22 protein-coding genes and 1 tRNA gene are annotated in these 22,706 nt (G+C 64.0%); 7 read left to right on the forward strand and 16 right to left on the reverse strand.

Features of this window, described 5'->3' with window-relative positions; translation table 11 throughout:
• From WN73_RS17690 to WN73_RS17705, 3 genes are all read left to right on the forward strand, one after another.
• Window positions 1–442, forward strand: a 442-nt coding sequence (locus WN73_RS17690) for a Crp/Fnr family transcriptional regulator (protein ID WP_271554015.1), incomplete at its 5' end; no start/stop codon positions are given.
• 567 nt (window positions 443–1,009) lie between these two features.
• Window positions 1,010–1,411 (forward strand): hypothetical protein, encoded by a 402-nt coding sequence (locus WN73_RS17700; RefSeq protein WP_271554097.1) that lies wholly within the window; start codon window positions 1,010–1,012, stop codon window positions 1,409–1,411.
• Between the two features lie 193 nt (window positions 1,412–1,604).
• Window positions 1,605–1,868 carry a tyrosine-type recombinase/integrase gene (locus WN73_RS17705; protein ID WP_271554088.1) on the forward strand — a complete coding sequence of 88 codons (264 nt, stop codon included), beginning with the start codon at window positions 1,605–1,607 and terminating at the stop codon, window positions 1,866–1,868.
• A gap of 163 nt (window positions 1,869–2,031) precedes the next feature.
• Here the strand turns inward: WN73_RS17705 and WN73_RS17710 are convergent, their stop codons facing one another.
• The 3 genes from WN73_RS17710 to WN73_RS17720 all read right to left on the reverse strand — a co-directional run bounded on the left by WN73_RS17710 (window position 2,032) and on the right by WN73_RS17720 (window position 3,845).
• Window positions 2,032–2,352 (reverse strand): hypothetical protein, encoded by a 321-nt coding sequence (locus WN73_RS17710; RefSeq protein ID WP_271554018.1) that lies wholly within the window; start codon window positions 2,350–2,352, stop codon window positions 2,032–2,034.
• 615 nt (window positions 2,353–2,967) lie between these two features.
• Window positions 2,968–3,465 (reverse strand): MaoC/PaaZ C-terminal domain-containing protein, encoded by a 498-nt coding sequence (locus tag WN73_RS17715; protein WP_271554019.1) that lies wholly within the window; start codon window positions 3,463–3,465, stop codon window positions 2,968–2,970.
• Between the two features lie 17 nt (window positions 3,466–3,482).
• Entirely contained in the window at window positions 3,483–3,845 is a 363-nt protein-coding gene (locus WN73_RS17720; RefSeq protein ID WP_271554020.1) for a hypothetical protein, read from the reverse strand.
• Window positions 3,846–3,904: 59 nt separating this feature from the next.
• On the opposite strand from WN73_RS17720, the gene WN73_RS17725 reads away from it, so the two are divergent.
• Window positions 3,905–4,609, forward strand: coding sequence for an MFS transporter (locus WN73_RS17725; protein WP_271554022.1), 705 nt, complete (start codon window positions 3,905–3,907; stop codon window positions 4,607–4,609).
• Between the two features lie 311 nt (window positions 4,610–4,920).
• Here the strand turns inward: WN73_RS17725 and WN73_RS17730 are convergent, their stop codons facing one another.
• The 8 genes from WN73_RS17730 to WN73_RS17765 form a co-directional block, all read right to left on the reverse strand.
• The gene (locus tag WN73_RS17730) at window positions 4,921–6,972 is read right to left on the reverse strand and encodes a 3-hydroxyacyl-CoA dehydrogenase NAD-binding domain-containing protein (RefSeq protein WP_271554024.1); all 2,052 of its coding nucleotides are present in this window, start codon (window positions 6,970–6,972) and stop codon (window positions 4,921–4,923) included.
• Window positions 6,973–6,986: 14 nt separating this feature from the next.
• Complete coding sequence (locus WN73_RS17735; RefSeq protein WP_271554090.1) at window positions 6,987–8,189, reverse strand: acetyl-CoA C-acyltransferase; 1,203 nt, start codon at window positions 8,187–8,189, stop codon at window positions 6,987–6,989.
• 62 nt (window positions 8,190–8,251) lie between these two features.
• Window positions 8,252–9,427 (reverse strand): acyl-CoA dehydrogenase family protein, encoded by a 1,176-nt coding sequence (locus WN73_RS17740; RefSeq protein WP_271554025.1) that lies wholly within the window; start codon window positions 9,425–9,427, stop codon window positions 8,252–8,254.
• Between the two features lie 16 nt (window positions 9,428–9,443).
• Entirely contained in the window at window positions 9,444–10,553 is a 1,110-nt protein-coding gene (locus WN73_RS17745; protein WP_271554026.1) for an acyl-CoA dehydrogenase family protein, read from the reverse strand.
• Window positions 10,550–12,028 carry a CoA-binding protein gene (locus WN73_RS17750; RefSeq protein WP_271554028.1) on the reverse strand — a complete coding sequence of 493 codons (1,479 nt, stop codon included), beginning with the start codon at window positions 12,026–12,028 and terminating at the stop codon, window positions 10,550–10,552. The genes WN73_RS17745 and WN73_RS17750 overlap by 4 nt, the downstream gene beginning before the upstream one ends.
• On the reverse strand, window positions 12,025–13,191 hold the full coding sequence (locus WN73_RS17755) for an acyl-CoA dehydrogenase family protein (protein ID WP_271554030.1): 1,167 nt from the start codon (window positions 13,189–13,191) through the stop codon (window positions 12,025–12,027). The genes WN73_RS17750 and WN73_RS17755 overlap by 4 nt, the downstream gene beginning before the upstream one ends.
• A complete protein-coding gene (locus WN73_RS17760) occupies window positions 13,188–14,249 on the reverse strand; it encodes an acyl-CoA dehydrogenase family protein (protein ID WP_271554031.1) in 1,062 nt (353 codons plus the stop codon). The genes WN73_RS17755 and WN73_RS17760 overlap by 4 nt, the downstream gene beginning before the upstream one ends.
• A gap of 116 nt (window positions 14,250–14,365) precedes the next feature.
• Window positions 14,366–15,130: an IclR family transcriptional regulator gene (locus WN73_RS17765; protein WP_271554032.1), complete on the reverse strand. Its 765-nt coding sequence runs from the start codon at window positions 15,128–15,130 to the stop codon at window positions 14,366–14,368.
• A gap of 113 nt (window positions 15,131–15,243) precedes the next feature.
• On the opposite strand from WN73_RS17765, the gene WN73_RS17770 reads away from it, so the two are divergent.
• Entirely contained in the window at window positions 15,244–16,020 is a 777-nt protein-coding gene (locus WN73_RS17770) for an enoyl-CoA hydratase/isomerase family protein (RefSeq protein ID WP_271554033.1), read from the forward strand.
• A gap of 130 nt (window positions 16,021–16,150) precedes the next feature.
• Here WN73_RS17770 and WN73_RS17775 read toward each other — a convergent pair whose 3' ends face one another.
• The 5 genes from WN73_RS17775 to mnmA form a co-directional block, all read right to left on the reverse strand.
• The gene (locus WN73_RS17775) at window positions 16,151–16,630 is read right to left on the reverse strand and encodes a LysE family translocator (protein WP_271554091.1); all 480 of its coding nucleotides are present in this window, start codon (window positions 16,628–16,630) and stop codon (window positions 16,151–16,153) included.
• 438 nt (window positions 16,631–17,068) lie between these two features.
• A tRNA-Met gene (locus WN73_RS17780) sits at window positions 17,069–17,145 on the reverse strand.
• Window positions 17,146–17,397: 252 nt separating this feature from the next.
• Entirely contained in the window at window positions 17,398–17,760 is a 363-nt protein-coding gene (locus WN73_RS17785) for a hypothetical protein (protein ID WP_271554034.1), read from the reverse strand.
• 44 nt (window positions 17,761–17,804) lie between these two features.
• Window positions 17,805–18,443: a class I SAM-dependent methyltransferase gene (locus WN73_RS17790; protein WP_011089732.1), complete on the reverse strand. Its 639-nt coding sequence runs from the start codon at window positions 18,441–18,443 to the stop codon at window positions 17,805–17,807.
• Window positions 18,444–18,464: 21 nt separating this feature from the next.
• Complete coding sequence (mnmA, locus tag WN73_RS17795; protein WP_028173122.1) at window positions 18,465–19,646, reverse strand: tRNA 2-thiouridine(34) synthase MnmA; 1,182 nt, start codon at window positions 19,644–19,646, stop codon at window positions 18,465–18,467.
• 343 nt (window positions 19,647–19,989) lie between these two features.
• Here mnmA and WN73_RS17800 point away from each other — a divergent pair, with 343 nt between their 5' ends.
• Together WN73_RS17800 and WN73_RS17805 are read left to right on the forward strand one after the other, a co-directional pair.
• Window positions 19,990–21,636 carry a flagellar hook-length control protein FliK gene (locus tag WN73_RS17800; RefSeq protein ID WP_271554035.1) on the forward strand — a complete coding sequence of 549 codons (1,647 nt, stop codon included), beginning with the start codon at window positions 19,990–19,992 and terminating at the stop codon, window positions 21,634–21,636.
• A 13-nt stretch (window positions 21,637–21,649) separates the two neighbouring features.
• Window positions 21,650–22,357, forward strand: coding sequence for a flagellar hook assembly protein FlgD (locus WN73_RS17805; RefSeq protein WP_011089735.1), 708 nt, complete (start codon window positions 21,650–21,652; stop codon window positions 22,355–22,357).
• Window positions 22,358–22,706: the final 349 nt, after the last annotated feature.

The raw sequence follows: 22,706 nt of genomic DNA on the forward strand, positions 1-22,706 counted from the left end.
CGCCTCGCGGATCCCCGCATCGCGATTCCACGCCGCTTTCAGCCGGAGCCCCGCGATCCGTCACGCAGTCCAGATTCACTTCAAGGCGATGCTGATACAGCTACAAATCGGCGGGGCCTGCAATGCGCTGCATTCGGTCCAAGCCCGCATGGCGCGCTGGCTGCTCCATCTTCGCGACCGCGTCGACCACGACGTCCTCCCGCTCACCCAGGAGGCGCTTTCGCAAATACTAGGTGTGCGACGAACGACGGTGACGCTCCTGATGCGGAATCTGCGCGCTTCCGGAGCGATCATATCTGAACGGCGAGGCGAAATCGAGATCGACCCTTCGCGGCTCGCAGCGGTGGCGTGCGAATGCCGCGACACCATGCGTCTCGAAATCGAGGGGATCTTCTCTATGAATGCAACCCAATCTCGCGTTTTGGTTCTGCCGACGCAGTAATTGAAACGGGCGATGTAGCCGCTTCGGCGCGGCCGGTGAAGTCGGCGAAGACGGGGCTGGATAGCGGATTCTTCGGGCCCATCAGGCCGCCGCCCCATGCCTTGACCGGGACCTCCCACCTAATGTCCGTTGCGGGTCACGAGCCGTGCGGTGAGCAAATCAAGTCGGCTCTGCCTTCCTCAGCAAGACCTCCTACATTTGTCGAGACGGGCCAACAGGGGAAACAGCGCGGCTTGACCGTTCACTGAACAAGCACGTCCTCATGGCGTCCGGCGGCGGCCAAGCCTGGAATGCCTCAGCGACAAGACTAGCGGAAAAGCCGCCGCCGGGTTGAGAGCGGCGACGGCTTCTTCTTTACGCGCTCAGACGGCCGCGACTACCCGCCGCGTCGCATGAAGGAAACGGTTAGCGGGCGCTGCGACGCCATCAATTGGATGACGCTCCTGTTTGCGCAATTCATCGACTAGACGTTCAAGGTAGGGCGGCAGAGGCGAGGCTTCGCGAGATAAGTTCTGTTGCAATCTGTCACCCACCTCGTCACAGATCGAGCGGGCAGTCTTATGATCGATGTGGTCCGATATTCGATTGGTCGGTTCCATATCGCGACAGCGGTTGGTGTTTGAATTCGCGCTTGAGACCGTTTCCCGGCGGGGCGAGGTTGTCCACTTTGGCCCGCAGCATTGCTATGTCGGCAGTGAAGGCGAGTGGCGGATCAGGATCGAGCGCACGCATGGCTCTAGCAATGTCGATATCCCGATGTCGGACGCGCTGGCCGCCGCGATCGACGCGATGCCGGTCCCGACCGCGATCAACGGGATTGTCCCGCTGACCTTCCTGCACACCGAGCGCGGCAAGATGCGCAGCAAAAAGGCGCTCGGCAACGACTTTGCGGGATGGGTGAAGCTCGCAGGCTTGCCGGATCAGTGTCGCCTACACGGTCTCAAGAAGGGCGGGGGTGGCTCGTCTTGACGTTCTGCGAGTTCGTAAACGGCTTGAAAGCGGTCGAAGACGATGCTGAGCATCCCGCACTTGCGGAGGATGCGTTGCGACGGGTCCACGAGGCCTTCGAATGGTTTTCGGACCAAGAGATGGCCGGCATAGCCTCCCAAACAGTGTTGGTATTGAAACCAGGCTATAGCACGCTAGGCTAAGCGACGTTCGTATTCATGACCTCCGTCACACATTCGCATCTGGCGGGCTGCTCGTTGGTGAGCGGCTAGCTATGATCGGGAAGCTACTCGGACATACGCAGGTTCAAACAACGGCGAGGTATGCGCATCTCGCGTCCGATCCGGTCAAGCAGGCGGCGACCAAGATTTCAGAGCGACTCGCTTCGTCACTGCTTGGTGCAATTGACAAATCGGGTGCCGACAGGCGGTTGAGCAGACCAGCCGGCGATCAGACTAATGACACAGTCGCGGCCTGAGCAGGAGCGAGCACGTCGCTTGCGAGTAAGGCTCGAACGATAAGTCCGAGGCTTAGGCGCTGGTCGTTACCTGCGACGACGGCGGTGCTGGGGCTGATCAGAATCCCGTCGAGCAAGTGCTCAGTATAGCCGGCGATGGTGAGTGGCTATTGCTAACCCAGTGCTAGGCCACCCCATATGCCGAGCGAAGAAGTGCGATGGCTTCATCGCGCGTTAGCTGCACGTCAAAGGCTTTCGGATCGAGGGTCGCATCAGCCGCAGCCAGGTCAAGGAATTTGCGGAGATCCTCGCGAATGGGATCCGCCATCACGATTGAAGCATCCTTTGGCAGCAACTGAGCCAGGCGGAATGCGTCGTTGCGATGCTTCTTGATGTTCTTGGCATCGATCTTCTCGCCAGCCTCCGCCCGAGCGGTCAGATCGAGAAAGGCGCGGGCCTTGAAAGGAATCAGTAGCGTTTCGTCGATGACGGTGACACCGTCCATCTGACGTTTCGCCGCTTGCAGGGCATCAAACGCGAGAGCGGCATCAGTCAGTGGCGACCGAGCTCCGGAATAGGTCCGTCCCGGCCGTTTCCTGCCCTATTCGATCGCAGCAAGATTGGGGCCGATTGAGGTGGTTCGCTAAAACAACTTCCCGGTCCAAAAATTGGACAAATCTGTAGTCGAGGCAGATATGGCGCCGAACGATGCGCCACCATAGTGCCGCCGCTCATGCTCCGTGCCAGGAAGCCACAGAAGGGGCTCAAATCACATCGAGTCATCGCGCGCTGGCCGTTCTACGCTAAGATCGTCCTCCCACCGCTTCCACGAGCGAAATTTCCAGGCGAATTTAGAGCAACGAAAAGCCCCCGAAATCGGCGTGATTTCAGGGGCTTTGGACTGGTTGCGGGGAGGCGCAACCACCGATACCGACATTCGGTTCAGGTTGCGATCTGACCGAGGCGCGCCCCCTGCCACTCGAACGCAGTGACCACCTTCTAAACTATTGATTTTACTGATACCGACGGGCGTTTCCGTCACCCTTTGTTCACGGTCATTTCACCCAATTCGTTGCGACGGTCTGAGCGAGACCGCCCGTAGGGCGGGATGGCGCCTGCCTCAGTCGAAAAAGACGTCCGTACGTTGAGACGTCAGTGCCCGTTGTCCGGACTTCAGTTCGAGATCACACGATGCGTCCACCTGGACGAAACGCGGCCGTTGCTCCACGAGGGTCAATCGCGCCCGTAGCCGGAACACATCGCCGGGACGTACCGGGAAACGGAATCGAACTGCGCGGAGAGCCGCCGCACGGCTTTGCGCGGCATCCACGACGACATAGGCCTCCTGCAAGAGCGCTGGTACGAGCGCCAGGAGCAATTGGCCGGGCACAATCGTCGTTCCTCCGTCGAGTTCGTGCATGGCGCGCTCAACATCGGTATGAACCCAGTTCCGATCACCCGTCAGCACGACGAACTGATCGACCTCTTCCTGGGTCACCGAACGCCAGCGCCCAGGAGCGAGTTCCGTGCCCACGAAGGCAGCAAGATCGATCGCCCGCGCGACACGAAACACCTTCGCCTGTGTCAGCGGTTCGGGGCCCCCTGGCATTTGGATCATCCCGGCCCGTCCCTCTCTTAGATCGTCGCAAGTAGCGCGCTGCCGAGCCCGCCCGCAGCCGCAATAGCCGCCAGCCCAACCGCTCCGGATGTTTCTGATTGCATCTCATGCCAGAGGCGTACCGCCAGGATCGCGCCCGATGCGCCGATCGGATGCCCTCGTGCTAGCCCACCGCCCCTACGATTAAGCGACGACAACGGCAGCCCGATTCCGTCGACACATGCGATCGCCTGAACGGCGAAGGCCTCCATGACCTCGCTAACCGCTATCCGTGTCGGCGCGATCCGTTCCGCTGCCAGGAGGCTCTCGGCCGCTGCAATAGGTGCCGCACCCGGCACAGCCGGATCCCCACCGCGGCGGACCGCCGATATTATCCGCACAGGCCGCCTCGCGTTGAGGCATCGATTCCCCGTCGACGCGCGTCAGCCTCGGCTCCGCCGTGCGGCTCGGCCTGAAGGACGTCGTCATCCTGATCAAGGATTTGCCGAGACAAAGAAACATCTTCAAATTCTTGATCGCCCGAACCGTCTATGGCGACGGTCTGCACACGCTGATCAAGCTGGAGGGAATTTATGCTTCCGGCGTAATGGGCTGGCACGCCTTCGACCTGCTGGCCTTTGCAATCGTCAAGATCGTGTTCGCAAGCTTCGGCGGTCTGCTGGCGAGTGCGCTGAACGTACGCATGGGAACGCGCCGCGCGCTCATCCTGGAGCTCTGCTGCACGATCCTGCTGCTCCTGATGGTCCTCGGTACAACGCCGAAGACACTCCTGTATTTCTGGCAATATGACGCGGGCGCCCATGCCAAATTGTGGTCTGGCCCGGTGTTCCAGACCCTGCCGGAACTCGCCTTCCTTCTGATCTCGGCCTCGATGACGGCGTTCGCCGTTGCCACTGCGGCGTCCGGACGCGCGATGGTGGTGGAGATCGTTCCGCCCGATCGGCTGGGCTCCTTCTTCGGGCTCTTCCACGTCAGCGCGAGCGCCACGGCCTGGATCGCTCCGGCGCTGATCGGTGTCTTCACCGCGTACTATCACTCGCAGTCAATTGGCCTGGTTCCGGTCGCGGTCCTGCTCGCCATTGGTGCAGCGATGTTGCTGTTCGTGGAGGGAGGCGAGCGCCACCATGCGCGTGCCGGCGGCTGAGCCCGTGCTCACACCTTGTCGGGGGTATCTGTACAAGAACTCTCTGCCCAACAAGGTTTGCAGCGATCACAAGAATCGCGCCGGCAAGCGTGGGCAACGCCCGATCCGTCAAAACAGACGGATCGGGCGGCTGATCGAAATCCATCGTCAGCACGATCAGCCTGGTCATCATCGCGGGGCAGGACAGATGGCGGCGCGCCTTCAACAGCGAGCGCGTGCGCGCAATCAACCCGATGCAGCGTCTACAGCGGGGGCCAAAAGCTGGGATTGAACATCACGTGCCGGTGGCGAAGCGCAAGCGACGCTCCCGATCAATTGAAGCGGCCGCCCTCACTGGTCTTGCGCAGAAGCAGCGGCGAGAGCATGAAATCGGCGCCAAGCCTCGCCTGATGGGACTTGAGTCCGGCAACGATCGTTCCCAGGCCAAGACCATCCGCCCAGAACATCGGCCCTCCGGTAACCGTCGGCCAGCCATAGCCGTTGATCCAGACGACGTCGATGTCGGACGCGCGCTGCGCAATCCCCTCTTCGAGGATCCTGGCTCCTTCGTTGATCATCGGATAGAGCAGGCGCTCCAGGATTTCCTGCTCGTCGACCGAGCGCGGACGATAGCCGCGGCTCGCCGCGTATCCAGCGATGATCTCCTCGACTTCCGACGAGGGCGACGGCCTTCGACTCTCGTCATAGTCATAATAGCCCTTGGACGTCTTTTGTCCGCGCCGATCGCGCTCGCAAAGCAGATCGCGAATGCTTTCGCCCTTCGAACTCTCTCGACGCCAGCCGAGGTCGAGCCCGGCCAGATCGCTCATCTGGAACGGTCCCATGGGAAATCCAAAATTCGTCAGGACCCGATCGACATCCCACGGCTTGGCGCCTTCAAGGATCAGCATTTGCGCCTGCTTCGACCGTTGCGCCAACATGCGATTGCCGATGAACCCGGGACAGACACCGGACACAACAGCGACCTTGCCGATCCGCTTCGCGACATCCATCACGGTGGCAAGCTGTGAGGGTCCTGTCTTGGCGCCACGCACCACCTCCAGCAGCCGCATGACGTTGGCTGGCGAGAAGAAATGCAGACCGATCACCGCCTCCGGGCGCTCGGTTTCCGCGGCCATCGCATTGAGATCGAGGCGGCTGGTGTTCGACGCCAGGATGGCGCCCGGCTTGGCGATCGCATCGAGCTTGCGAAACACTTCTTTCTTGACCGCCATATTCTCGAACACGGCCTCGATGACCAGATCGCAATCCGCGAGGTCCTCGATCGCCAGGCTCGGCCTCAGCAGCGCCATCGCTCGTTCGACGTCATTCTGCGTAAGCCGGCCGCGGCTTGCCGTTCGCTCGTAGTTGCGGCGGATCGTCGCGATGCCTCTGTCGAGCGGCGCCTGGTCGCGTTCAACAATGGTGACGGGAATGCCGATCGACAGGAAGTTCATCGCGATCCCGCCGCCCATCGTTCCGGCACCGACGATACCGACCCGTGCGATCGGGATGCGGGACGTGTCGCGCGGAATATCCTCGATCTTCGCAGCGGCCCGCTCGGCAAAGAAGATATGGCGCAGTGCCCTGGATTGCTCGCTCTTCACGAGTGATGCAAACAAGGCACGCTCCTTCGCCACGCCTTCGGCAAACGGAAGCTTCACGGCGGCCTCAATCGCCTGGATGCAGGCCTCGGGCGCGGCGAAGCCCTTGACCTTGCCGGCGATCTCATGACGAAACCGATCGAACAGGGCGGGATCACGCACGGCCTCGGCGAGGCGTTCAGTGCGCTTGGAGGTGCGTGGATGTTCCTTCAGGAGCAGTATTTCGCGCGCGAAGGCGATCGCCTCAGGTTCGAGGCTGTCATCGCCAGCGAGGCGATCGACAAGGCCGATCTCGAGGGCGCGCCGGGCAGGCACCGCCTCTCCGGTCGTGATCATCGAGAGCGCCTCGGGTATACCAACCAGACGCGGCAGCCGCTGCGTTCCACCTGCACCCGGCAGAAGCCCGAGCTTGACTTCGGGCAGCCCCAGTTTCGCCGATGTCGTGGCGATGCGGTAGTGACAGCCAAGCGCGACCTCCAGCCCTCCTCCGAGCGCATTGCCGTGGATCGCCGCCAGAACGGGCTTTTCGCTTGCCTCGATGGCATCGATCACCGCCGGCAGCGACGGCGGACTTGATGGCTTGCCAAATGATGCGATATCGGCGCCGGCAAAAAAGCCGCGGCCGTCGCATCGTATGATGACCGCGCGCACGGCGGGGTCCGCAACGGCAGCCGTGACCGCCTTGCCCAGAGCATGGCGCATGGCTTCCGACAAGGCGTTGACCGGCGGATTGTCGGCGATCACGACCAGTACATCGCCATGACGGTCGGTACGAATCATCCTTGCCCCCGCCTTCAAAAGATCTCAAACAGGCCCGCGGCGCCGATCCCGCCGGCGCAGCACATGGTGACGACGCCGTAGCGTGCGCCTCGCCGCTTACCCTCATGCATGAGATGCCCGACGCAGCGGGCGCCGGTCATCCCGTAGGGATGGCCGATCGAGATCGCGCCGCCGGAGACGTTGAGCCGCTCGTTCGGAATGCCGAGCCGGTCGCGGCAATAGAGCAGTTGGGATGCGAAGGCTTCGTTCAACTCCCAGATATCGATGTCCTCGATCTTGAGTCCATTGCGTTCAAGCAGTTTCGGCACCGCGAACACCGGGCCGATGCCCATCTCTTCCGGGGCACAGCCGGCGACCGCGAGGCCACGATAGGCGCCGAGCGGCTCCAGCCCCCGCTTGGCCGCCTCCTTGGCCTCCATCAGCAGCACGGCCGCGGCGCCGTCAGACAGTTGCGAGGCGTTGCCGGCCGTGATGAAGCGTCCTTCCTTGACAAAGCGACCGCCCTTGAAGACGGGCTTGAGCCGCGCAAGGTCCTCCAGCGTCGTTCCCGGGCGATTGCCCTCATCCTTTGTCAATGTCACTTCGCGTTCGGACGTCTCCCCGCTCTCGCTGTTGGTAACGGTCATCGCCGTCGTCAGTGGGACGATCTCGCGATCGAAGCGACCCTCGGCCTGTGCCTGCGCGGTGCGGTGCTGCGACTGCAACGCATATTCGTCCTGCGCCTCACGACTGACGCCGTAACGTTCAGCTACGATCTCGGCGGTCTCGATCATCGTCGTCGGAAGGCCCGGCACATTCTTCAGGATCCAGTCGTCCCAGGCCCGGTACCGATTGACCTTGTCGTTCTGCACGAGACTGATCGATTCCAGGCCGCCGCCGACTGCTATCGGCGCTCCATCGTTGACGATGTATTTCGCCGCCGTCGCGATGGCCATCAGCCCGGACGAGCATTTGCGGTCGATCGACATCGCAGCGACGCTGTCGGGAAGTCCCGCATGCAAGGCCGCATGGCGCGCGACGTTGTTCCCGGATGTGCCTTGCTGCTGCGCTGCTCCCATCACGACGTCATCGACCTCACGCGGGTCGATCCCGGCACGTTCGACCACCGCACGGATCACATGCCCGCCGAGCCGGGGCGAGGTCGTGTTGTTGAATGCACCCCGATAGGCCCTGCCAATCGGGGTCCGGGCCGTCGCAACAATTACCGCTTCGCGCATCATACATCCTCCCATTGCGACGCAGCGCGCCGCCGCGTCGTTGTTCGTTGTCGTCGGCCTCGTCAGGTGAGTTCCGAAGAGGAATAACCCAGTATTGCCCGCGCGATGACGAGCCGCTGGATCTGTCCCGTACCTTCGTAGATATCGGCGATGCGGCCGTCCCGGAGATATTGCTCGGCGAAATGGTCGTGGCTAAGGCTCATGGCGCCCAGCACCTCCATCGCGCGTTGCGGGCCCGAGCGGCAGACTTCACCTCCCTTCGCCTTGGCCACCGACGCTTCAAGATTGTTCGGCTCGCCTCGCGCGGCGAGCCAAGCCGCCCGCATCACCGTCAATGTTGCCGCTTCGATGTCGGCCTCGAGTTCAAGCAACGTCTGCGCCGTGGTACTGCGACCATGAGGGCTTGCGTCGAAGTCGACGACGACGCCTTCCTTCGCGAGTGCTTCCTGAGCAAGGCGGAACGCGCCGAGCGCCTTGCCAATGCCGCCCGCCGCCACGAACGGGCGCGTCATGTTGAAGGTTTTGAGCACTCCCTTGTAGGATGCCGATCCCTCGCCTTCGCCGCGCGGCACTCTCTCATCGCCGCCGATCAGGTGATCGCGCGGAATGCGGCAGTCACGGAACGCGTACGCGGCGGTATCGCTGCTGCGGATACCGAGCTTCCTTTCCTTGCGGACCAGTTCAAATCCGGGCGTCCCCTTCAGCACCAGGAATGACTTGATTCCGCCACGGCCGGCCGACTTGTCGACCGTCGCCCAGACGATCGCGCCATCGCAACGCACCCCGTTGGTGACGAAAATCTTGTCACCGTTCAGCACCCATTCCTCGCCATCGAGCCTGGCGGTGGTCTGGATCGCCTTGGTATCCGAGCCTGCGCCGGGCTCGGTGATCGACATCGCAAGCATCAGATGTCCCCAGCGTGCCTTCTGGGCTTCGGTTCCGGCAGCGTCCAGTGCCGCGTTGCCGAGCGCGGTAGGCGGCTGACGCAGGGGCACGCCGCAATGGGATTCGCGTTCGATCCTCATCAGCACCTGCAGCAGCAGCATCGGCGTGTCGCTGCGGGATCGCCCACGCAACCGCTGCTGAACCGGCGGGAACTGAGAAGCTTCCGGGAAGGATTTCGGCAGAAGCTCCTCTTCATGGCTGTCATAGTGGCGAGCATATTTCTCGCCGATTTCGGCTTCGGCGGCGACGCTCTCGAGAACGGCGCGATCAAAATCCGACAACGAAAAATCCACCACTGACTCCTTCTCCTCAGGCAGCTGCGATCGCATGGTGGTTGGTCAGCGCAGACATGTTGCGCAGCCACGTCTCGAGCGGGAAATCGCGGATGTAGCCGTGCCCGCCAAAGATCTGGAGACCATCGTCGGCAATCCTGAGCGCGTGCCGATTGACATAGTTCTGTGCGAGCACGGAGGCCCGAGTGGCGTCGCGACCGGCGTCAGACTCGGCCGCCGCCTTCCACACCATCCATCGCATGGCTTCGCATTCGACGTGCATATCGGCGAGCATGAAGGCGATCGACTGCTTCTTCGCGATCGGCTCGCCGAAAGCGACACGCTCCTTGGCATAGGGAATTGCGAAATCGGTCACTGCATGCGCGAGCCCAACCGCGAGCGCCGCCCCTCCGATCCGCAAGCTCGCAAGAAGAGGCCGGATATCTGCGCCCTCGCCGTCTCCCAATACGGCGTCTGCCGGCAACGACACCCGAGCAAGTTCGACGCGAGCAAAGCCGGCCGCCGTCAGGCCGATCGTTCCATTGTCCCGCTCTATTCTGACGCCCGGCGCATTGGCGCTGACGATGAAGGCCTTGATTCCTGCAAGTCCTGGCGCATCCGATGCGCGTGCCAGCACGAGCAGATGGCTCGCATGTTCACCCATTGGAACAAGCCGCTTGGTGCCGCTGATGACCCAGCCCGTCCCGTCCCGCTCGGCGCGCGTCGCCATGCGTGCTGGATCGAACGCAAGTGACCCCTCATGGAACGCAAGGGTCGCGGCGCGGCGCTCTCCCCGGCAGAACTCAGGAAGGTAGCGAAGCTGCTGCTCTTCAGTGCCGAGGTCGATCAGTGGATTCACGAACAGCATCGAGGCGAAGGCCGCGCTCGCGAGACCAGCACACCCGTAACCGAGGGCTTCCAGCATCAGCGCGCTGGTCAGGAGCGAGCGCGGCGCCCCACCACCCCCGCAGGCTTCCGGAATCGAGAGGCCGGTGAATCCGAGCGACCATGCGGTGTCGAGCAGATCTGTCGGTGCGGTGCATGTCTCATCGGCATCCCGCGCGCGCGAGGTCAATTCGTTCCTTGCAAAAGCCAGCAGCGTATCGCGAACCTGGTTCTGTTCTTCCGTTAATGCAAACGAGATCATGGTGCCGGCATCCCGGTTTCGGTCGACGACGACGGCTTGCGACCACCGGCCGTCTGCAACGCTTGGGCAGCGCTGACGAGATCCCGCAGGTAAGCGAAGATCGGCAGACCCACACGCCGGAAGGCGCGACGCGCGAAGGCCGAGGGCAGTGTATAGCTGTAAATCAGGATCGGCTTCGAACTGTGCGCCGCGAGCTTCTGCAACTCGTCGACATCGAGCGAGACGCTGCGCTCGCTCGACAGGCCCACGGCAAATACGACGAGATCGACCTGGTCGCCGTCGAGCAGCACCTTCAGCGCCTGCACCGCGCCACCGGTGAAGATGCCTTGCGCGGTCACGTCGACTGGATTCGCCGCCGATCCGTAAGCCGGAAAGGTCGGGCGAAGCGAGACCTGGAGTTGAGCGCTCAACGCCGGGATGGCAAAGCCTGCCGCCGAAAGGCACTCGGACAGGACCGTACCCGCGCCGCCCGCCGTGGTCACGATCCCGACCCGCTTGCCGACGGCAACCGGACTCGTGGCGAGCGCGAGCGCTGCCGCGACCGCTTCGTCGGGTTCGCTGACGACGACCACGCCCAGCTCCGCGAGCATGTCGCTTTCGCCGGCAATGGTATCCGTCAAGCTGCCGGTATGCGCGAGCGCTGCGCGCCGCCCTGCTTCGGACCGACCGATCTTGAGGGCGATGATCGTCTTGCCGGCCGCGCGAGCGCATTCGGCGGCCGCCCTGAATCCTGCGACATCCCGGATTTGCTCGAGATAGGCGATGATGACCCTGCTCTCGATGTCGCCGGAAAAATGCGCAATGAAATCGGCCGCGGTCAGATCACACTCATTTCCAGTCGTGACGATGTGACTGAAGTCAAGCCCGATCGCGCGACCGCGATCCAGCATGGCAAAACCGAGGCCCCCGCTCTGCGCGACGACGGCGACCTTGTCGGCATTGGCGATCACCTGTTCAGCGCCCTCCGCCGGCTCTGCCGCAGTACTGAAAGTTGCCGCGACACCATCGACGAGATTGTAGAATCCCTCGCAGTTCGGCCCGCAGATCCGTATCCCGGTGCGGCGCGCGATCTCGGACAGGCGGGCCTGCAGGCGGGCTTTATGGACACTCTCCTCGGCAAATCCGGACGAGATGACGACCGCGCCGCGCACGCCCGCGGCCGCGCATTCCTCCACGACGTCACAGACGAACTCGGCCGGGATCGCAATGATTGCAAGATCAGCCGCGAGGCCTGCCGCGGTGACCGACGGATAGCAGCGAACGCCGTTGATCTCTTCATAGCTCGGGTTGACCGGTATGATGCGGCCCTTGAACCCGCCGCGGCGCAAGATGCGCATCAACAAGCCGCGGATCGTTCGCTGCTCGGCCGGAGCAGCCCCGACGACCACGATGGACTTCGGCCGCAGGAACGCGCCGATCGCCGCCATGCCGGCATCCTGACTTGCCCCTTCGGGAGCGATTGATCGAGTATTCATGAGCGTGGCAATCCGACCAGGTTGCGCGCGATGATGATCCGCTGGATCTGCCCGGTGCCCTCGACAATGTTGAGCGCCTTGGCGTCGCGGAACAGCTTTTCGACCAGGCAATTCCCGGCTCCGGCCTCCAACCCCACGATCTCCATGCCGGCCGTCGCGAGCTCATGCGCCGTTTCGGCCGCGAATACCTTGGCCATTGAAGCGTCGACGATGTTGGGGGTCTTCTGGTCTGCCATCCAGGCAGCCCGCAGCGTCATGAGCCACGCCGCGCGCAACTGCCGTTGCATCGCCTCAAGCCGGTCTCGCACGCGCAAGGACTTGATGGCGCCGGATTGTCTTGCGAATTCGAGCGTCTCGTCATAAGCGGACCGTGCCAGGCCAACTGCACTCGCCGCCACGCCTACCCGGGTCGTATTGAGCGATCCCATCGTCGCCCCGTAGGCACTCGATCGCGACGTGCGAACCGGTCGTTCCCCGCCCAGGATGTTGTCGGCCGGTATCTCGCAGTCCTCGAGAATGAACGAGACCGACTCATAGGCCCGCAGCCCCATCTTCTTTTCGATCTTGATTCCGGTCATGCCCGGCGTTCCGCGCTCGACGAAGAACGAACGCTGGCCGGCGCGCCCCTTTTCAGGATCGAGGTTGGCCTGGATCAAGACCCAGTCGGCACGAGCCGCGTTGCCGATGAAGCATTTGGCTCCATTGAGCAGGTAGCCTCGATCCGTGCGGGTGGCGCGGGTGCGGAACGCCGCGGTATCGGACCCGCCACCAGGCTCGGTGAGTGCGAAGCTTCCCCAGCGCGGCGCGTTCGCGCCGCGAAACGGTCCGAGAAAGCGCTCGCGCTGCTCGGGCGTACCCATGGTGGTGACGATCGCGGCAGGAAGACCCGGCCCCGGGGCGGCAACGCCCATACCGCGATCCCAATAGGCATTCTCTTCCTGAAGCACGGCCATTCGGAAGGCCGAACCCTCGGTGATGGCATCGTCCTCCGCCGGTGCAGGATGTTGGCGGCGAAAGTCGACGAACTTCACGAAGTAGGGATGATCTACCGGCAGCGGCGCGCCGTCGCGATCGGCCTCGAGCCCCGCTGGCCGGACCTCCCTTTGACCCCACTCCCTGGCGCGCTCGATATGCGCACAAAGCGCCACACTGAAGCCGCTCACGCTGCTATCTCCATCGGATTGGCGATCGCAAGCGTCGCGCCGGCGTCGTCCTGCGCGGCAGAGCAGCCACCGGCGAGCAGTCCGAGCGCGCGGCTATCGCGCATCGCCTTTTCGACGGGATAGTCCCGCATGAAGCCATGGCCGCCGAGGATCTGCACCGCGTTCGGCCCGATGAATTGGCTTGCCTCAACCGCGTCGATGAATGCCGAGGCGGCGGGGCCGGTCCCGTCCAGTCCGGCATCGATCAGTCGCGCAGCACTTTCGATGAGAAGGCCGACGCGCTCGACCGCAATGTGCATATCGACAATCAGGAAGGCGAGCCCCTGATGGTGTGCGATCGGCTTGCCGAACGCCACGCGTTCAAGCGCGTAGCGGCGCGAGAAGCCGGCTGCATCGACGAGAACACCCCAGATCAGAGCAGCATAGTAGAGCCGAATTTTCGCCCAAGCCTGCGCCGCCGATGCCGGATCATGCCACGCGTACGCTGGCCTACCTTCATAGCGGATGTGGCCCGCGCCGGCCGCGTGCAATGCAGCGCCGCGGACGGCTTCAAGCTTGAGCCCGTCCTCCAACACCCATGCACCTTCGCGTCCAAGGCCAACCAGAACATCAGCGTTTGCGGATGGGATCCATGCCGCTTCGCCACGAATTGATCCGTCGCTTGACGCGCCGGCATCGGAGTCAATGACAAGCGCGAGCCGCGCCTCTGGACGACGCTCGAGCAGGTCACGGCATTTCTTCAGAAGATCGCCGCCACCGAACGCTTCGATGACATAGGCTGCCGGCCCGAAACGATCCAGCGCGAGCGCGGCACCGGCATCGGCTTCGGCCAGCAGGCGGTTCACTCGGACGCGGCTGGAAAGGCCAAGCCCTGCGCCTCCGAGAGCTTCCGGCAGATCGATCGCAGCAAGACCGAGCGACTCGAAGCGCTCATGCACGTCCCCGCTTACCGACCTCGCCGCCTCGAATTCACGCAGCTTCGGGCGGAGTTCTTCGGCTGCAAACCGCCGGACGGTCTCCGACAGCATGTCGTCAGTTTCGTTGGAAGAGAAGTTCATCCGGCCCCTTCACCGTGGAAAAACCTGCCCGCAGCAGGTCAGCCACGAATTAGGGGCGGCTCGTCACCCTCGCAACGAAATTCGGATAGAGAGGCCGATTTCCATATAGGAAGAAATCAGCGTCGCAGGGCTGATGGATCAGGCAGAAAGGCCTTGATTGCTCGTCGCATCGCCACGAGGTTTGACGACAGGTTCTTCTCCAGACGTCGGACCGGCCCGCCGAGCGCAATGACAAACGTCCTGTTATAGGGCGCAACGGGCAGCGGCATGGCGATCACTCCGACGCCCTCGGTATAGAGATGGCGGGAGAAGAAGTAGCCCTGCTTACGGATCACAGTGACTTTCTCCATCACCTCCTTCAGCGCGACGCGACGAGCCCGGTTCGCCTCGTCGTAATTGCTCCGATAGACGAGCGTGTCTATCTCGGCGTCCGATTTGGTGCTCAACAGCACCAATCCGACGCCCGATCGGGTCAACGGCCGCAACGAGCCCGGCTCGGCCGAATAGCTCAGCGGCTGTGGCGAGCGCAGCACGTGTACGTACTGCGCCCGGATTTCGCTCTGCGTCCCGAGGATGATCGTTTCGCGGGTGCGCTCGCGCAAATCGTCCATCAATGGCAGCATCTTGAATTCGTTAAAGAGCTGGTCGGCGACCCAGCGGCCGAGCACCGCAATGCGCATGGTCGGCAGATAGGTTCGAGTCACCCGGTCATACTCGAGATAGCCGAGCAGCATCAGGCTCTTCAGCATCGCCGCTCCGCTCGAGACGGGATAGTCGAGCGCCTCACAAATTTCCTTAAGGCCGAGCGCTCGCCGCTTCCGGTCGAAGAATTCCATGATCTCGATGACGCGACGGGCTGACTTGATGGTGGAGTTGGCCATGGCTCTGTCCGATCAGAATCCTTCTATATGGAAATGACATCTGTATCAGAGAATCGCTTCCAATTCGGAAGGTCGCGTTTACGTTCGCCCCTGGCAAGACGGGACAGGAAGTGATGGACGTTTTCGCAAGGAACGATGTCGTTGCGACCATTGAAGACTTGGTCGGTTTGGTTGAAATCCGAAGAGGGCCGAACAATTTCTTCGATGTCGACCTGATCGAGGCGATCGCCGATGCATTCACACTTCTTGCCGCGGACGGGACATGTCGTGCAATCGTGCTGGCATCGGAAGGCAAGGCGTTTTGCGCCGGCGCGGATTTCTCAAGGAGAACAGGGACAGGCAACCAGGGATCCGGGGCAAATCTGTATCGGGCGGCGGTCCGGCTGTTCGAGTGTCCGAAGCCGATCATTGCTGCCCTGCAGGGCCCGGCGATCGGTGGCGGATTGGGGCTGGCGCTCGTCGCCGACTTTCGCGTGGCGGCACCGGAGGCGCGCTTTGCCGCCAATTTCGTGAAACTCGGCATTCACCCCGGGTTTGGCATCACGGCGACACTGCCCCGCCTCATTGGACCGCAAAGGGCCAGCCTCATGCTCTACACCGGCCGGCGCATAAGGGGGGAAGAGGCCGTGACGTGGGGCCTCGCCGACATGCTCGCTCCACAGGACCAATTGCGTGCTGCGGCCTGCGCGCTTGCCGCTGAAATCGCGGAGGCGGCCCCACTTGCCGTGCTGGCCACCCGCGCGACGATCCGCAAAGGGATTGCCGAACTCGTGCGCGCGCAGACCGAGCACGAGCTTGCCGAGCAGACCAAGCTGTTTGCGACGGCCGACTATCGTGAAGGCGTCCGCTCCGTGGCCGAGCGCCGCCCGGGCCGGTTCGTTGGAGCTTGATCAGGCGCGCTAACGGCCTCCGGAGGCGAACTGCCAACGACGAAAGGGGCGCTTGCGACCGCGCCTGTTTTTGCTTACGTCCGGGCGTCTAACGAGTTGTTCGAAGAGTGGGCCAGAAAGAGGCACCATCTCAGTTCGTAGCGCGTCGGTAGACCGCCATGGTTCCAGCGAGGGCGAGAAATACTCCGCCGCAAAGGCGATCCAGCCAAACCGATGCGGTTGAACGCAGGAATTTCGCCACTCGAGAGCCGAAGCTGGCGTAGGCGAACATGACGACGAAGTCGATCGTCGCGAACACGATTGCCAGCGTGACGTATTGGACGAATTGTGGCTTGGCTAAGTCAATGAATTGCGGGAGGAACGCCGAGAAGAATAGATAACCTTTCGGATTCGTTGCGGCGACGAAGAAGCAGCGAGCGAAGATTTCAGCCGCCGCAACATCTGCTGAATGAGATGTCCGATCCAGCGCCACCGCTGCTGAACCGCTAGACCTCAACAGCACAAGGCCGAGGAACGCGAGATATGGCCGAGGAGTTGAAAGATCCGCGTCTGATCGAGACTTATGTGCGCAGCTATAACAGTGAACGAGAGCGGCTTGCGGGGGACGCAGTCGCGGTGCGTGCGCGACTAATGGCGAAACGTGATCGGATCGAAGGCGAACGGCAACGCAACATTGATCTTGTGATCAAGTACGTCATCTCCGAAGAGGATGCCAAGCAGCGGATCGCGGAGCTAAAGGAAGAGCGGCTGCGCGTCGAGGCCGAAATGGCCGCACTCGAAGAAGCCCCAGTCCCCGTCGCGCTCCACCCAACTGCCCTGGATCGCTACATAAGTACAGTGAACGCACTTGCCGAGACAATGGCTGGTCATTCGAAGGCGGAGGACGACCGTGGTTCCCTGGTCCAAGATTTTCGTACCCTCGTGCACAGCGTCACCGTCCACCCAAAGGGCGCTTGGAAAGGCTTCGAGGTCGAAGTGAAAGGCAAACTCGCCACTCTGATAGGCGGCGAGGTCTTTCCTCAGGCCCACCATAATAGTGGGGGATACATGGTAGCGGGAGAGGGACTCGAACCCCCGACCCCAGGATTATGATTCCCGTGCTCTAACCAGCTGAGCTACCCCGCCACAGGGTCGCGAGGGCCGAAACGGCCGATCTCGCGAACGCGCGGCATATAAGGAAGGGGGCGGCGGGCTGTCAATCCGGGTTTGCGAAAGCTTTGACGGATATGGCGCTTGAGAGGGGAAAACCGACCCCTTTTAGCGCTGGAGTCGCGATTTCGGGCACCAGACTCGCGGAGAGTCCCCCTCACCCGGATCGCATCTTCGATGCGCGCCGGCCTCCCCCCGCAGGCGGGGAGAGGCGAAGGAAGAGCGAGCCTATTTCGGCCGGACCGTCGGGTCGCCGCCGGGGCTGCCGGGGGGCGGGATGACGGGGGTGTTGCCGCCGCTTTCGGGGGCGGGGGCGTGCATGTCGGGGTCTACGCCCGAGGGCGGGCAGAGCACGCCGTCGGATTTGGCCAGCCTGTCGCCGAGCGGTTCCCGGGACTGGCCGGTGGTGGTGCCGTCGGGCGCGGTAGCGCGGTTCGGGCGGTCCTGGGGCAGGCAATTGGCGGCGTGCTGCGCCGATGGCGGCGCGGTCGCTTGCGGCGGCGTCGCAGGTAGCGGCGGGGCCTGCGCGATCGCGGCGCCTGAGGCAGCGATGACGAGGCCCGCAAAGATGAGTTTTGATGTCGTGCGCATGGGAGGGAAACGCCGGGGTAAGGCCCGGTGTTCCCCCAACGCGATCACGATTTGCGGTAGCGGATCAGCGAAAAGTGGCCCATCGGCGGCATCGGGCGGCGCTCGGCCAGCGTGATGCCGCCGTGCTTTGCGGCCCAGTCGACCAGGCGCTGCCACGGGAATTCCGGGCGCCAGCCGAGGCGGCGGGCGACGGGCGCGAAGGCGAGCTCGAACAGCTTGCGCGGACCGCTCTCGGCGCCGATGTGGTTGACGAGGATCAGCTCGCCGCCAGGCTTCAGCACGCGCACGAACTCGTCGAGCGTGCCTTCGGGATCGGGCACGGCGGTGATGACATATTGCGCGACCACCGCGTCGAAGAAGTTTTCGGGGAAGGCGAGGTTCTTCGCGTCCATCACCGAGAGCACCTCGACATTGCTGAGCCGCAGCGCGCGCACGCGCGCCTGCGCCTTGCGCAGCATCGGCTCGGAGATGTCCACGCCGCAGATCTTTGTGGTGCGCGAATAGTCGGACAGCGAAAGCCCGGTGCCGACGCCGACGTCGAGGATGCGGCCGCCGATGCGGTCGGCCTCCGCGATGGTCGACTGCCTTCCGGCGTCGAACACCTTGCCGAACACGAGATCGTAGACCGGCGCCCAGCGGCCATAGGCCTTCTCGACCCCGGCCCGCGAGATGTCTGCTGCCATGCCCCCTGCCCCGGAAATTTTCTAGCCGCGCACCGCTTCCACCAGCGGCCTCGCAGCGTTGCTCGCAACCTTCGCCGCGGCGCTCTGGATGAAGCCGCCGCCGAGCACGCGCGCCTGCCCCGAGGGCGCATCGTAGAACACGCAGGCCTGGCCCGGCGAGACGCCCTCCTCGCCGGCGACGAGCTCGATCTCGTAATGGCCGCCAGCGCCGCGCAGCCACGCCGGCTGGGGGCTGCGCGTCGAGCGCACGCGCACGAACATCTCGAGGCCATTGCCGATGGCGCTATCGATATCACCGCCGCCCAGCCAGTTGACGTCGCGCAAGCTGATGCGGTGCATCTTCAGCGCCTCGCGCGGGCCGACGACGACGCGGCGATTGGCGGCCTCGAGCCGCACCACGAACAGCGGCGCGTGAGCGGCGATGCCGAGGCCGCGGCGCTGGCCGACGGTGAAATTGGCGATGCCGTTGTGCCGGCCGAGCACGCGGCCGTCGAGATCGACGATGTCGCCGGGGTCCATCGCGTTCGGCCGCAGGCGGGTGATGATGTCGGTGTAGCGCCCCGTCGGCACGAAGCAGATGTCCTGGCTGTCGTGCTTGTCAGCGACCGCAAGACCGAAGCGGCGCGCGAGCTCGCGCGTCTCCGGCTTGGTCATGTCGCCGAGCGGAAAGCGCAGATAGTCGAGCTGTTCCTGCGTGGTCGCGAACAGGAAGTAGCTCTGGTCGCGATCGGCATCGGCGGCGCAGACCAGCGCGCGCGAGCCGTCGTCGAGACGGCGCGAGGCGACGTAATGGCCGGTGGCGAGCGCCTGGGCCCCTAACTCGCGCGCGGTCTTGAGTAGGTCGCGAAACTTGACCGAGCGGTTGCACTCGATGCACGGCACCGGCGTTTCACCAAGAGCATAAGAGTCGGCGAAATTGTCGATGACGGACTCGCGAAAACGGTCCTCGTAGTCGAGCACGTAATGGGGAATGCCGAGCTTGGCGGCGACGTCGCGGGCGTCGTGGATGTCCTGGCCGGCGCAGCAGGCGCCCTTGCGATGGGTCGCCGCGCCATGGTCGTAGAGCTGGAGCGTGATGCCGACGACGTCGTAGCCCTCAGCCTTGAGCAGCGCAGCCGTCGTCGAGGAATCGACGCCGCCCGACATGGCGACGACGACCCTGGTGTCCTGCGGACGGCCTTCGAGATCCAGACTGTTGAGCATGGGTTCTTAAGGTGTGACGGCGGCGTTCGGCGATCCGCGATGTGCCTTTGGCCGGGACATCGGTGGTCCCGGGGAACTTCGGTTCCCGCAGGGCGCGACTGGCCCGGTCGAAAGCGGCTGAGAGCGATCTCTTTAATATAGGGGGCATTCCGGTGAAGCAATCACAGGGGAGGCCGGCTTAGGGCAATTCTTGCCGGGGCGGCAGAAATGGCGGGGTCGCGGAGGGCCCTGCGGCGGCAAGCTCGACGCATCAAGATATTGATTTTACTTCTAAATTTTCCACGCTCGGCGCTGGCCCGCTCCTTGCTACCCCTGTACCGAAGATGTTTTCAAGAGGTCGCCTGTGGTCGGTCGGACGTCAGATGTAGCTGCCAGCGTGCCGGTTCCTGGCGCGCAGCAAAAGACTGCACGCTCGCAAGGGCCGAAGGACACGTCGACGAACGACGCCTTCGGCTCGCTGGTCGACAGCAATACCCAGGCGATCAGCAACAACGCGGCCTCGCAGGCGCAGGACAGCGCGCCGCGGCGGACCGATTCGGCGTCGTCCGCGTCGGACAAGAGCCCGCGCGACACCTCCTCGACCGACCCGTCCTCGCAGAGCAAGGCGAGCGACGACACCGACAATTCCGCGCCCGCCGGGAGCGAGACGACGGACGATCCGGCCCAAGCCACGGACACGGCGTCGGCCAAGAGCAAGGACAAGACCAAGGACAAGCCGGAGGCGTCCGACGCCAAATCGGCGGACAAGTCCGACGAGACCAAGGGCGACAAGGCCGACGGCACCGACGGGCTCGCCGCCGCCGTCGCAATCGATGCCGCCGCGGCCGCGCAAGTGGACGCGACCCAGGCCGCCGTGCCCGATCCGAACGCGATCGTGGTGACCGCGCCGGTCGTGCCTCTCGATCCGAACGCTGCGGCGAACCAGGCCGGCGATGCCGCCGCCTCGCCGCTGACGATCGCCGCCGCCGGCCTCGCCGCCAGCGCCTCCACCGCGGCGCAGATCGCCGGCGCCAAGACCGATACCGCGACGGCGGGCGACAAGAGCGCCAAGGCCGCGGGCGCCAAGGTCGATGCCGAGACCTCGGCGACGCTCGCGGACGCCGCGACCGGCACCACCGACGGCACCGCGACCGACGCCAAGACCAATGGCGGACTGATCGCCGCCGCCGTTGACCAGGGCACACCGAAGACCTCGTTCAAGGCCGCCGCCACTGCGCCAGGCGCGAGCGACGTCTCCAATATCGGCCAGGACGCGGGCAAGGCGAACGCCGCGACCGCGCAAACGCCGGCGACCGCGACGGGCGCCGCCGCGCACCCGCAAGCGGCCAAGCCGCAAGACGATGCCGGCGCGACCGACGCGAAGGCTGCTCCCGCCGACCGAGCCGCCGATGCAGCGCCTGGCGCACCGGCCACGCACGCCCATGCGAATGCGCCGGCCAATGTAGCCGCGACCGACACCAGCGCACAGGCCGCCTCCGCCGTGCAGGCGCCGCTGACCACGACGACGTCGGCCGCGACGGCATCCACCGCAACGCTCACCGCGACCGCGGCAACTTCGACCGCCGTGCCGATCAACGCCGTGCCGATCGAGATCGCGGCCGCCGCGCGCGCCGGCAAGACGCGCTTCGACATCAGCCTCGATCCGATCGATCTCGGCCGCATCGACGTCCGCATCAATGTCGACCGCAACGGCCAGGTCACCTCGCATCTCACCGTCGAGAAGCCGGAGACGCTGCAGATGCTGCGGCAGGACGCGCCGCAATTGCAGCGCGCGCTCGACGATGCCGGCTTCAAGACCGGCAGCAACGGGCTCTCCTTCAGCCTGCGCGACCAGAATTCGTCGGGCCAGAACTCCGGCCAGAACAACGACAATGGCGGCAATGCCCGCCGCCTGATCATCAGCGAGGACGACACCGTTCCCGCAGCGCCCGTGGGACGCGGCTACGGCCGCATGCTCGGATCGAGCAGCGGCGTCGACATCAGAGTGTGAGGAGTATTCGCAAATGACCACCACGAATGCCGCCACCGCCCCTTCCGTCGTCTCCGGCACGACCGACGTCCCGAAATCGTCCTCGTCGAACTCGCTGAGCTCGAGCACGGGATCGACGCTCGCCGGCAACTTCCAGACCTTCCTGACGCTGCTGACGACGCAGCTGCAGAACCAGAACCCGCTCGATCCGCTCGACACCAACCAGTTCACCCAGCAGCTGGTGCAGTTCGCCGGCGTCGAGCAGCAGCTCAAGACCAACGATGCGCTGTCCCAGCTCGTCACGCTGCAACAGACCACGCAGGCGACCCAGGCGCTGGGCTTCGTCGGCAAGACCGCGCTGGTCGACGGCTCGACCGCGACCATGAAGAACTCGTCGGCGACCTGGCATCTCAACGTGCCCAGCGACTCGACCGTCGACATCACCGTCGCCAATTCCAGCGGCCAGACCGTATTCACCGGCAAATACACCGCCGCCGCCGGCACCGACATTCCCTTCACCTGGAACGGCCAGGGCAATGACGGCACGCAATGGCCCGACGGCAAGTACACGATCTCGGCCACGGGCAAGGACGTCGCGAACAACAATGTCGGCATCGCCGCGCAGGTGCAGGGCGTGGTGTCGTCGGTCGACCTGACCCAGTCGCCGCCGCTGCTCACCATCGACGGCGCCAGCTACACCCTGAGCCAGGTGAAGAGCATCATCGCGACGAGCAGCAATTAAAGGCCTGCGCGGCCGCCACACACGAGATGTCATCCCCGCGAAGGCGGGGATCCATAACCACAGAACGTCGTTTTCGCGTGAGACCGTAACCCCGAGTCGTCGTCAAACTGCTCCCTGGGGTTATGGGTCCCGGGCTCGCGCTCCGCGCGCCCCGGGACGACGGTTGAGAGCTTTGCAGCGTCGCGCTCGGGCCCGGTTTGTTAGTAAAGTATTTACCTTCTGCCCGCCCGGCCGGCCGAGATTACGTCTCCAGCCCTCCGGGCCGGCCGTGTTCCCGCAAGTTTCAACGAGAATTGTATTGAAGCCTTAGGCTTAGCGGATTTTTAAGCCGCCGCGCGTAGGGTTACGG

The sequence above is a fragment of the Bradyrhizobium sp. CCBAU 45394 genome (assembly GCF_028128655.1).
Taxonomy (GTDB): Bacteria; Pseudomonadota; Alphaproteobacteria; order Rhizobiales; family Xanthobacteraceae; genus Bradyrhizobium; species Bradyrhizobium diazoefficiens.